Source organism: Stutzerimonas nosocomialis (assembly GCF_005876855.1).
Taxonomy (GTDB): Bacteria; Pseudomonadota; Gammaproteobacteria; order Pseudomonadales; family Pseudomonadaceae; genus Stutzerimonas; species Stutzerimonas nosocomialis.
On record NZ_QLAE01000022.1, the window covers coordinates 70,351 to 80,140 of the forward strand.

Consider the following 9,790-nt stretch of genomic DNA (forward strand, 5'->3'; position numbering starts at 1 on the left):
GTCAGCCCGTTCGGTCAGGCCCGCTCGATCAGTCGGGCTTGTCCTTGGTCAGCTCACCGGAGCGCCCGTCGACCTTGAACTCGTGCTTGCGGCCGTCCTGCTTCTCGCCCTCGCCTTCCCAGCCGTCGCGGTCGGCTTCGATGCCGTAGACGGTCGTGTAGCCCGCCTGCTTCACCTTGGAAATGGCTTCCTCGATGCTGATCCAGTCCGTGCCAGGCTTGCTGGCGGCGAACGCGGTTCCGGAGCTGAGCAGAATGGCGGCAAAGGCCGCACTCAAAGTCTGTTTGTACATGGCGTAATCCTTCTTCCGAGTAAGAAAAAAGTCGAAGCTGCAAGTACAGCCGACACAGTGTTACGAGCCGGGCGGGCTCGCCGAGTTCCCTCTCTCGTGCCGCGCTGCAACAGGTTGAATCAACGTTTCTCGATCGCGACCAGCGCGGCGCCCGAGCCATCGGCCTGAAAACTGAACGCCACCCGGTCACCGACCTTCAAGTCGTGCAACTGCTCGGGCCGGGCACGAAAGGCCGTGCGGTTCTCCGGCCACTTCAGCGAGGGCACCGGCCCATGGGCGATGGTGACCCGCTCCCTGGCGGCGTCGATGGCGGTGATCTCGCCCTCGGCGGTCACGGCGGTATCGGCCTCCAGCGCCTGGTCGGAAACGTTCTCGACCAGCGGCTGCTGATCGGTGGGCTTGAGCAGATCCTGGGCGTGGCTGGGCAGATTGAAGCAGAGCAGCACGAGGCTGGCGGCAACGAGCGGTTTCATGGTTCACCCTCCGGTGAGGTAGCTCATCTGTTTCGAACACCAAACCCCGCCGTCGTTACCGCCCCCGCCCCGCGCAAAGCGGAAATCCGAACCTGACCGTCCATTCAGCTTCGCTTAAGCAGCGCTGCGTAGTCTTGGAATCGTCAAACGGATCAACGGAGAACGACACCATGAAAACCCTGACTACCCTGCTCACCGCCGCCAGCCTCGCCCTGACCGCCAACCTGGCCCTGGCCCGCGACCTCGGCCCCGACGAGGCGATGCGCCTGCGCGATGCCGGCACCATTCAGTCCTTCGAGAAACTCAACGAGGCGGCGCTGGCCCAGCACCCGGGCGGCAAGATCGAGGAGACCGAGCTGGAAGAGGAATACGGCCGCTACATCTACCAGGTCGAGGTACGCGACACCAACGGCGTGCAGTGGGACATGGACATCGACGCCACCAGCGGCGAAGTGCTGAAAAACCAGCAGGACGACTGACCGGCCTGCGTTAGGCTATGGGCACCGAGCGCCACCCAGGCGCCGCGGTGCCCTGAACCGAATCGACACGACGATGGTCACTTGATGCGCAAATTCCTTCCTGCCCTTCTGTGCCTGACCCTGGTGGCGGCGCCGACCGGTGCCCGCGATCTGGACCAGGACGAGGCCCTGCGCCTGCGCCGCGAGGGGCGCATCCTGCCGCTCGAGCAGCTGCTGCAGCTCACCCTGGAGCGCTATCCGGGCGCCCACCTGCTGGAGGCCGAGCTGGAGGAAGAGGACGGAGTCTTCGTCTATGAAATCGAATTGCTGACGCCCGAGGGCGTGGCCCGGGAGATCGAGCTCGATGCCAGCACCGGCCAACTGCTCAAGGACGAGGTGGATGACTGATGCGCCTGCTGCTGGTCGAAGATCACGTACCCCTGGCCGATGAACTGGTGGCCACCCTCAACCGCCACGGTTACGCCACCGACTGGCTGGCCGACGGGCGCGACGCCGATTACCAGGGCGCCAGCGAGCCGTACGACCTGATCGTTCTCGACCTCGGCCTGCCCGGCAAGCCGGGGCTGGAGGTACTGGCGAGCTGGCGCGAGCGCGGCCTCGGCACCCCGGTGCTGATCCTCACCGCGCGCGACTCCTGGGCCGAGCGCATCGAGGGCCTGAAGGCCGGCGCCGACGACTACCTGACCAAGCCCTTCCATCCGGACGAGCTGCTGCTGCGCATCCAGGCGCTGCTGCGGCGGACCAAGGGAGCGGCCGTCCAGCCGTTGCTCGAAGCCGGCGGGCTGGCGCTGGACGAGGCGCGCCAGACCTGCCGCAAGGACGGCCAGGAGGTCGAACTCACCACCGGCGAATTTCGCCTGCTGCGCTACCTGATGCTGCACCCGGGGCAGCTGCTGTCCAAATCCCAGCTGGCCGAGCACCTGTACGACGGCGAAACCGAACGTGACTCCAACGTCATCGAAGTGCACATCAACCGGCTGCGCGGCAAGCTCGGCCGCGACCTGATAGAGACCCGTCGGGGCCAGGGTTACCGCCTGGCCAGCAACGCCTCGTGAAATCCATCCAGCGCAGCCTCAGCCTGGGGCTGGTCGCGACGCTGGTGGTGGTCGGCGTGGTGCTGCTGCAGACCAGCCTCTGGCTGTTCGAGGCCGGATTGCGGCGCAACCTGCAAGCGAACCTGCAGGCCGAGGCCGAAGGCCTGCTGATGGCCATCGTCCGCGGGCCGGACGGTCAGCAACTGGACATGCAGCGCGTCGGCCCACGCTACCAGCGCGCGTTTTCCGGCCACTACTTCCTCATCTCGCTGCCCGACCGCACCTGGCGCTCGCGCTCGCTGTGGGACGCCTCGCCCCAATGGCCCGAAGCGCCAGGACTCGGCGAGGCGCTGATCGACGGCCCGCGCGAGCAGCGCCTGCTAGTCTACCGCGCCGACTACCAGCGCGGCGGCCAGACCATCGAAATCAGCGTGGCGCAGGACTACACCGCCATCGCCCAGAGCTTCGATCGCGTGCGCCTGAGCGGCCTGGGGCTGGTCGGCGCGGCCCTGGCGGTGCTGCTGTTGCTGCAGCGGTATGCGGTGACCATCGCCCTGCGCCCACTGGAACGGGCGCGCCAGCAGATCGTCCAGCTTCAACGCGGCACCCGCCAGCAGCTCGACAGCCAGGCGCCGGTCGAGCTGCAACCCCTGGTGGAGCAGATCAACCACCTGCTCGCCCATACCGACGACAGCCTCAAGCGCTCGCGCCATGCGCTGGGCAACCTGGGCCACGCCCTGAAGACGCCGCTCGCGGTGCTGCGCAGCCTGAGCCTGCGCGAGGAGCTGGCGCAGCACCCCGAATTGCAGGCCAGCCTGCGGGAGCAATTGACGCTGATCGAACAGCGCGTGGCGCGTGAACTGGCGCGGGCGCGCCTGGCCGGCGAAGCCATCCCGGGGGCCGGCTTCGCCTGCGACGCGGAGCTGCCCCCGCTGCTCGATACCCTGGCGATGATCCACCGCCAGGGCCTCGACCTGCGCTGGCAGGCCCCGCCGGGCTGCCGGTTGCCGTGGGATCGCGAAGACATGCTGGAACTGCTCGGCAACCTGCTGGACAACGCCTGCAAGTGGGCCCACGCCCAGGTCCGCCTGGACATCAGCGAGACCAGCGGCGGCTACTGCCTGCTGGTGGACGACGACGGCCCCGGTATCGACGCCTCCCACCGCGACGAAGTGCTCGGTCGCGGCACCCGGCTCGACGAACAGCAGGCCGGCCACGGACTCGGCCTGGGTATCGTGCGCGACATCGTCGCCGCCTGGCATGGCACGCTGCACCTGGAAGACAGCCCCCTCGGCGGCCTGCGCGTGCGCCTCGAACTGCCACCACCCGCCTTGCGCGGCCTTGGTTGAATCAACCCCGAGCAGCGCGGCGCCTAGCCTGGGTACGGCATAGCGTCTACAACGCCGCTTCCTGAACCGGATCGCTGGTTTGTGGCGAACCCTCGTCCAGGCTTTCCAGCGCCTCGATCAACTGATCGGCATCGGGCGCCTGGTCGTCGAGTTCGCTGTCGGCATCGTCCATGTCGTTGAGCGGCGACTCGTCGGCGCGCCACACCGGATTCAGCCCCGGATACCACCGGGCCGGCTGCTGGGATTCGATCATGCTGTTCATGCCTTTGCACTCCTCGGCTTCGCTGGACATTCGAAAGCCGGACGAAGGCGCCGTTCAGGCACGCCGACGGGATGACATCGGAGGTTGCATTTGTCCCGGGCGAACCCGGACCCTGTGACGGTCCAATCCGAACCCCTTGCGTCCAGCCACCGCCGCCAGCACAGGAGCCGCCATGAATGTCTCGCTCACCCGCGCCGAATTCCTCCGCCTCTGCGCAGCCGTCGGGCTCTGCGCCATGAGCCCCCTTTCCCTCGCCCAGGGCCCCGACGCCAGCCAGCCGATGCGCCGACGCCCGATCCCGGCCACGGGCGAGCAACTGCCGGTGATCGGCTGCGGCACCTACCGCGGCTTCGATATCCGATCCCAGAGCGGCAAGGACTGGGAAGACTGCGCCCAGGTGCTGCGCGAACTCTTCGCCGCCGGCGGGTCGGTCATCGACAGCTCGCCCATGTACGGCGAGGCCGAGGCCACCACCGGGGCCCTGCTGGAAAAGCTCGACGCCCGTGAGCAGGCCTTCATCGCCACCAAGGTCTGGACCCGTGATGACGCCGCGATCCAGATGCAACGCTCGCTGGAGCTGCTTCGCACCGACCGGGTCGACCTGATGCAGATCCACAACCTGGTCGAATGGCGCACCCACCTGCCCACCCTGCGCCAGTGGAAGGAAGAAGGCCGCATCCGCTACATCGGGATCACCCACTACACCGCCAGCGCCTACGACGAGGTCGAGGCGATTCTCCAGGCCGAGCCGCTGGACTTCCTGCAGATCAACTATTCGGTTGATGAGCGCACCGCCGAGCAGCGCCTGCTGCCGCTGGCCGAAGAACGTGGCGTCGCCGTGCTGATCAACCGCCCCTTCGGCGGCGGCGGCCTGCTCAGGCGGCTGCTGCGCGAGCCGCTGCCCGAATGGGCGAGCGACTACGACTGCCAGAGCTGGCCGCAACTGCTGCTCAAGTACGCCCTCAGCCACCCGGCCGTGACCTGCGTGATCCCCGGCACCGGCAACCCGCGCCACATGCTGGACAACCTGGCCGCCGGCCGCGGACGCGAGGCGGATGCGGCGTTCCGCGAACGGCTGCGCGCGCAGCTGTGACACACTGGCCACCCCATTCCGCACAAGGTCGCGCCATGGAGCCGCTGATCACCTACTACCTGGAAATGACGAGTTCGACCGAGCTGAAGGCCAAGGCCCTGCCAGCGGAGCTGTCCGTCGTCGAATGCGAACGCAAGCAGTACCCCTTCAACCGCTTCCTCTACCAGCTCATCGGCGGCCCCTGGGGCTGGACCGACAAGCTGTCACTGACGGATGCGCAGTGGCAGCGCCAGATCGAAACCCCCGACCACCGCACCTGGGTCGCCTATCACCGTGGGGCGATCGCCGGCTACTACGAGCTGCAGCGTCAGGGCAACGAGGTGGAGATTCTCTATTTCGGTCTGGTGGAGCAGTGCTTCGGGCGGGGGTTCGGCGGGCCGCTGCTCAGCCATGCCATCGAGCAGGCCTGGGGCTGGGACGGCTGCGAGCGGGTCTGGGTACATACCTGTTCACTGGATCACCCCAGCGCACTGCTCAACTACCAGGCGCGAGGCTTGCGGCTCTATCACGAGCAGGTCGAGGGCGCCTGATCGGGCCGGCGGGAGGCACCAACCGTCGCGCAGGGCCGCGTCATCATCGCGGGCGGGACAGTTCGTTGCGGATGTCTTCGAGCAGGGTTTCGACCAGCAGCTCGTTCTGCACCTGAGCGTTGGTCATCATCCGTGTGGTCTCTGTGCCATTGATCGGATATCCGACGCGAACAATCAACTTGCCATCGTCCTGGGGCTCGACGCGGGTGTTGTATTGCGCGGTGAAATTATCGGCAAGGTGACGGGACAGGGTTTTCATGGAGCATCTCGAGCGGCAGACCTGACAAAAAGACCGCACCCGGATGATTTAGATTCCACGGCACCCACCAGCAAACGGACATACACCACATAAATGTTACGGAAATCCGACAGACGGCACCGGTTTGTCAGATTTCATTGACCTGGCTCTATCCGACGCGCTCGACGGCGCCGTTCATTTACGCTTGATCTCCCGCTCGGCGTAAGCCAGCCAGGCCAGCAGAACCATCACCACGAGGGTTCCGGCGGAAAACGCCAACGCATTCAGAATCAGGGGCATAGGGGCCACTCCTCAAGAGTCTCTCGGCTTGATCGGTAGCTCGAATATATGTAGCTTCAGGCGACACGTCGACTCACTCGACATTGGCATATCAAGTTTTCAGGCAGGTTCCGGCGCAATGAAAAGAAAGCAGTCCCTGAGTCAGATTCGCTGGGATCTCGCCCTGCGCTATCGCCTGATCGAGACCATCGCCTGGTGGGAAGGCCGGCTGACCACGGGCCACCTGATGCAGAGTTTCGGCATCAGCCGCCAGCAGGCGTCCAAGGACATCAACACCTACCTGAACGAGCATGCGCCGAAAAACCTTACATATGACCGCCACCTGAAGGGCTACAAGCCGGCCAAGGGCTTCCAGCCGCTGTTCATCGACGGCAGCGCCAGCGCCTATCTCCACCTGCTCGACCAGAACCGCGAACGCGCCCCCCATATCGAAGGGCTCGCGCTGGCCTACGCCCACACCGAACTGCTCAAGGTGCCCGACCGCAGCATCCGCCCCGAAGTCCTGCGCCCTATCCTCCAGGCCTGCCGGGAAGGCCGGCGCCTGGAGGCCGAGTACATCTCGCTGACCACCCCCGAGATCGAAATCCGCGTGATGGCCCCGCACGCGCTGGTCTATACCGGCATGCGCTGGCACGTGCGCGCCTACTGCGAGAAGCACCGCGACTACCGCGACTTCGTCCTCAGCCGCTTCCGTGGCGAACCGGACCTGATGGACGAAACCGAACACCCGCGCGACGACGACACCGCCTGGAACACCCCGGTGACGGTGATCATCGAACCGGACGCGCGCCTGTCCGCCGAACAGAAGGCGATCATCGAAAGCGACTACGGCATGGAGGACGGCCAGCTGCCGGTGCACACCCGGGGCGCGCTGGTGCAGTACGTCCTGCAGCGCTACCGGATCGACCCGAACACCGTCCAGGCCAACGCCATCGCGCAACAGATCCAGGTGCAGAACCTGCAGGCGCTCAAAGGCTGGCTGTACTCATGAAAGGCACAAAAAGCCTCCACAGGAGACCGCCACTCCGTGGGAGCGATCTTGACCGCGAATCGGCCGCACCACCCACCGCAGCCCCGCAGCAGCCCCAAGCACGCGCCACGCACCACAAGCACCCAGCGCTCGAACACCCGATGCCAGCGCAACCCCCTGCACGATCAAGACCATCGCCCCCACGAGTGGCTGCATCGTTTCCACGGCGACCGCTCAGAGGCGGCCGCCGTCCATCCCTTCAAGAAAGCCCATCGCCATGCGCCTGATCCACACTTCCGACTGGCACCTCGGCCAGACCCTCCACGGCCAGGACCGCGACTACGAGCACGCGCAGTTCCTCGCCTGGCTGCTCGAGCAGCTGGTGCAGCAGCGGCCCGACGCCCTGCTGATCGCCGGGGACATCTTCGACACGATCAACCCGCCGCTCAAGGCCCAGGAGCGCCTCTACGACTTCATCGTCCGTGCCCACGAGCAACTGCCGCAGCTGGACATCGTGATGATCGCCGGCAACCACGATTCCGGCGGGCGCATCGAACTGCCCGGGCCGCTGATGAAGCGCCTCAACGCCCACGCCATCGGCCGTATCAGCTGGGTCGCGGAAAACCAGCTCGACCACGGCCGGCTGCTGGTGCCGCTGCACGATGCCAAGGGTGACATCGCGGGATGGTGCCTGGCGCTGCCCTTCCTGCGCCCGGCGGAGGTCACGGGCGGCGAGGCCGGCGAGGACTACATGCTCGGCATCCGCCAGGTACACCAGCACCTGATCGCCGCGGCCGAAGCCCGGCGCCAGCCCGGCCAGGCGCTGATCGCCATGAGCCACGCGCACATGGCCGGCGGCGCGGTGTCCGAGGACTCGGAGCGCAACATCGTCATCGGCAACGCGGAAGCGCTGCCGGCGAGCCTGTTTCCCGAGCCCATCGCCTACGTCGCCCTCGGCCACCTGCACAAGCCGCAGAAGGTCGCCAGCCAGGAGCGCATCCGCTACAGCGGCTCGCCCCTGCCGCTGTCGTTCGGCGAGATCAACTACCCGCACCAGGTGCTGCTGGTCAGCTTCGAGGGCGACCGGCTCGCCAGCGTCGAGTCCCTGCCGGTGCCCCGTGCGGTGGAGATGATCCGCGTCGGCCGCGCGCCGCTGGCCGAGGTGATCGGCCAGCTCGAGGCCTTGCCGGCGGTGGGCCTGTTCGCCGAGAACCTGCCCTGGCTGGAAGTGCGCGTGCAGCTCGACGAGCCGCTGCCGGACCTGCGCCAACGCATCGAAACGGCGCTCGCCGGCAAGGCCTGCCGGCTGGTGCGCATCGCCAGCGAATACCGGGGCGCGCGGGGCGAGGCCGAATCCGAGGTGCTGCTCGGCCTCGACCAGATCACCCCGCAGGAACTCTTCGCCCGCGCCTGGGAAGAACAGTTCGGCAACCCGCCCGACGAACAGGCGCTGGACGACTTCGCCAGCCTGCTGCAGCAGGTCGAGTTCGCCGGTGAAGGAGATGCCCGATGAAGATCCTCGCCATTCGCCTGAAGAACCTCGCCTCGCTAGCGGGCGAGCAGGTCATCGACTTCAGCGCCGAGCCCCTGGCCAGCGCCGGCCTGTTCGCCATCACCGGGCCCACCGGCGCCGGCAAGAGCACCATCCTCGATGCCCTGTGCCTGGCGCTGTTCGGCAGCACGCCCCGACTCGACGGCGCCTCGCTGCTGAGCAAGGTGCCCGACGGCAGCGACGAGATCGGCAGCGGCGACGAGCGCAACCTGCTGCGCCGCGGCTGCGGCAGTGGCTACGCGGAGGTCGATTTCGTCGGCGTCGACGGTCACCGCTACCGCGCCCGCTGGGAAGTCAAACGGGCCCGCGAGAAGGTCGACGGACGCCTGCAGGCCAGCAACCAGAGCCTGCTGGACCTGGACAGCGAACAGCTGCTGGCCAGCGGCAAGAAACGCGAATTCAAGGAACTGCTCGAAGCCCGGCTCGGCTTGACCCTGCCCCAGTTCACCCGCGCCGTGCTGCTGGCCCAGAGCGAGTTTTCCGCCTTCCTCAAAGCCGACGACAACGATCGCGGCACCCTGCTGGAAAAGCTCACCGACACCGGCCTCTACAGCCGGCTCGGCCAGGCCGCCTTCGACGCGGCCAAGCGCGCCCGCGAAGCGCTCGCCACCCTGCAGCAGCAGGCCGGCGGCGTGCAGCCCCTGGACGCCGAGGCGCGCCAGGCGCTGGAGACGCAACACCAGGCGCAGCAGGCCGAACTCAAGGCCCTGCAGGCGCAGCTCGAGGCACTCAAGCAGCAGCGCCAGTGGCTCGTGGACCTCGCGCGTCTGCAGGGCGAACGCGACAAGGCGCGGCACCTGCTCGCCGAGGCCGAAGCCGAGCAGGAAGGCCTGGCCGACGCCCGGCGCATCCTCGGGCTGTTCGAACAGCTGGCACCGCAACGCCACCGTTTCCTTCGCGAGCGCGAGCTGGCCCCGCTGCTGGCGAAGGTCGACGAAACCCTCGCCCGCCACGGCCGCGAGCATGCCGCCGTGCAGGAACGGCTCGGGGAACTGGAACAGGCCTGCCAGACCTCGACCGAAGCGCTGAAGGCCGCCGAACAGGCCATCAGGACCGCCGAGCCGGCGCTTTCCCGGGCGCGCAGCGAAGAGGAGCGCCTGAGCCATCTCGCCAACGACCTGCGTGAAGCGCGGGTGCAGGCCGAACAGGCCGAGGCGGCGAGCAAGGCTGGCGAGACGACGCTGACCCAACTGCGCCAGCAGCAGGAACAGGCGGCCA

At 67.3% G+C, this 9,790-nt stretch carries 13 protein-coding genes; 9 read left to right on the forward strand and 4 right to left on the reverse strand.

All coding sequences use genetic code 11. The annotated features are described in order from the left end of the window. Positions 1-28 precede the first annotated feature (28 nt). Together DN824_RS14480 and DN824_RS14485 are read right to left on the reverse strand one after the other, a co-directional pair. The gene (locus DN824_RS14480; protein WP_138409113.1) at positions 29-292 is read right to left on the reverse strand and encodes a PepSY domain-containing protein; all 264 of its coding nucleotides are present in this window, start codon (positions 290-292) and stop codon (positions 29-31) included. Between the two features lie 119 nt (positions 293-411). Then, the gene (locus DN824_RS14485; protein ID WP_138409114.1) at positions 412-765 is read right to left on the reverse strand and encodes a copper-binding protein; all 354 of its coding nucleotides are present in this window, start codon (positions 763-765) and stop codon (positions 412-414) included. A 170-nt stretch (positions 766-935) separates the two neighbouring features. Between DN824_RS14485 and DN824_RS14490 the strand changes: the two genes are divergently transcribed. The 4 genes from DN824_RS14490 (at position 936) to DN824_RS14505 (ending at position 3,627) form a co-directional block, all read left to right on the forward strand. Further along, a complete protein-coding gene (locus DN824_RS14490) occupies positions 936-1,244 on the forward strand; it encodes a PepSY domain-containing protein (RefSeq protein ID WP_138409115.1) in 309 nt (102 codons plus the stop codon). Positions 1,245-1,328: 84 nt separating this feature from the next. Next, positions 1,329-1,631: a PepSY domain-containing protein gene (locus tag DN824_RS14495; RefSeq protein WP_138409116.1), complete on the forward strand. Its 303-nt coding sequence runs from the start codon at positions 1,329-1,331 to the stop codon at positions 1,629-1,631. Beyond that, on the forward strand, positions 1,631-2,299 hold the full coding sequence (locus DN824_RS14500; RefSeq protein WP_138409117.1) for a response regulator transcription factor: 669 nt from the start codon (positions 1,631-1,633) through the stop codon (positions 2,297-2,299). The genes DN824_RS14495 and DN824_RS14500 overlap by 1 nt, the downstream gene beginning before the upstream one ends. After that, positions 2,296-3,627 (forward strand): ATP-binding protein, encoded by a 1,332-nt coding sequence (locus DN824_RS14505; RefSeq protein WP_138409118.1) that lies wholly within the window; start codon positions 2,296-2,298, stop codon positions 3,625-3,627. The genes DN824_RS14500 and DN824_RS14505 overlap by 4 nt, the downstream gene beginning before the upstream one ends. A gap of 46 nt (positions 3,628-3,673) precedes the next feature. Here the strand turns inward: DN824_RS14505 and DN824_RS14510 are convergent, their stop codons facing one another. Then, positions 3,674-3,889, reverse strand: a complete 216-nt coding sequence (locus DN824_RS14510) for a hypothetical protein (protein ID WP_138409119.1) — start codon at positions 3,887-3,889, stop codon at positions 3,674-3,676. Positions 3,890-4,061: 172 nt separating this feature from the next. Here DN824_RS14510 and DN824_RS14515 point away from each other — a divergent pair, with 172 nt between their 5' ends. Beyond that, positions 4,062-4,982: an aldo/keto reductase gene (locus DN824_RS14515; protein ID WP_138409120.1), complete on the forward strand. Its 921-nt coding sequence runs from the start codon at positions 4,062-4,064 to the stop codon at positions 4,980-4,982. Positions 4,983-5,017: 35 nt separating this feature from the next. Continuing rightward, positions 5,018-5,512, forward strand: coding sequence for a GNAT family N-acetyltransferase (locus tag DN824_RS14520; RefSeq protein WP_206666167.1), 495 nt, complete (start codon positions 5,018-5,020; stop codon positions 5,510-5,512). 43 nt (positions 5,513-5,555) lie between these two features. On the opposite strand, the gene DN824_RS14525 is transcribed toward DN824_RS14520, so the two are convergent. Then, the gene (locus DN824_RS14525) at positions 5,556-5,771 is read right to left on the reverse strand and encodes a DUF3509 domain-containing protein (protein ID WP_138409121.1); all 216 of its coding nucleotides are present in this window, start codon (positions 5,769-5,771) and stop codon (positions 5,556-5,558) included. A gap of 397 nt (positions 5,772-6,168) precedes the next feature. Between DN824_RS14525 and DN824_RS14530 the strand changes: the two genes are divergently transcribed. The 3 genes from DN824_RS14530 to DN824_RS14540 all read left to right on the forward strand — a co-directional run. After that, positions 6,169-7,041, forward strand: coding sequence for a helix-turn-helix transcriptional regulator (locus DN824_RS14530; protein ID WP_138409122.1), 873 nt, complete (start codon positions 6,169-6,171; stop codon positions 7,039-7,041). 256 nt (positions 7,042-7,297) lie between these two features. Further along, positions 7,298-8,533, forward strand: a complete 1,236-nt coding sequence (locus DN824_RS14535) for an exonuclease SbcCD subunit D C-terminal domain-containing protein (RefSeq protein WP_138409123.1) — start codon at positions 7,298-7,300, stop codon at positions 8,531-8,533. Further along, positions 8,530-9,790: AAA family ATPase (locus DN824_RS14540; protein WP_158295390.1), on the forward strand; the 1,261-nt coding region annotated here is incomplete at its 3' end. The genes DN824_RS14535 and DN824_RS14540, both read left to right, overlap by 4 nt.

Excerpts from the sequence above, each read along its gene's own strand:
- DN824_RS14480 (WP_138409113.1), bottom strand. The coding sequence starts at position 292 with ATGTACAAACAGACTTTGAGTGCGGCCTTTGCCGCCATTCTGCTCAGC.
- DN824_RS14485 (WP_138409114.1), bottom strand. The coding sequence starts at position 765 with ATGAAACCGCTCGTTGCCGCCAGCCTCGTGCTGCTCTGCTTCAATCTG.
- DN824_RS14490 (WP_138409115.1), top strand. The coding sequence starts at position 936 with ATGAAAACCCTGACTACCCTGCTCACCGCCGCCAGCCTCGCCCTGACC.
- DN824_RS14495 (WP_138409116.1), top strand. The coding sequence starts at position 1,329 with ATGCGCAAATTCCTTCCTGCCCTTCTGTGCCTGACCCTGGTGGCGGCG.
- DN824_RS14500 (WP_138409117.1), top strand. The coding sequence starts at position 1,631 with ATGCGCCTGCTGCTGGTCGAAGATCACGTACCCCTGGCCGATGAACTG.
- DN824_RS14510 (WP_138409119.1), bottom strand. The coding sequence starts at position 3,889 with ATGAACAGCATGATCGAATCCCAGCAGCCGGCCCGGTGGTATCCGGGG.
- DN824_RS14515 (WP_138409120.1), top strand. The coding sequence starts at position 4,062 with ATGAATGTCTCGCTCACCCGCGCCGAATTCCTCCGCCTCTGCGCAGCC.
- DN824_RS14520 (WP_206666167.1), top strand. The coding sequence starts at position 5,018 with ATGGAGCCGCTGATCACCTACTACCTGGAAATGACGAGTTCGACCGAG.
- DN824_RS14525 (WP_138409121.1), bottom strand. The coding sequence starts at position 5,771 with ATGAAAACCCTGTCCCGTCACCTTGCCGATAATTTCACCGCGCAATAC.
- DN824_RS14530 (WP_138409122.1), top strand. The coding sequence starts at position 6,169 with ATGAAAAGAAAGCAGTCCCTGAGTCAGATTCGCTGGGATCTCGCCCTG.
- DN824_RS14535 (WP_138409123.1), top strand. The coding sequence starts at position 7,298 with ATGCGCCTGATCCACACTTCCGACTGGCACCTCGGCCAGACCCTCCAC.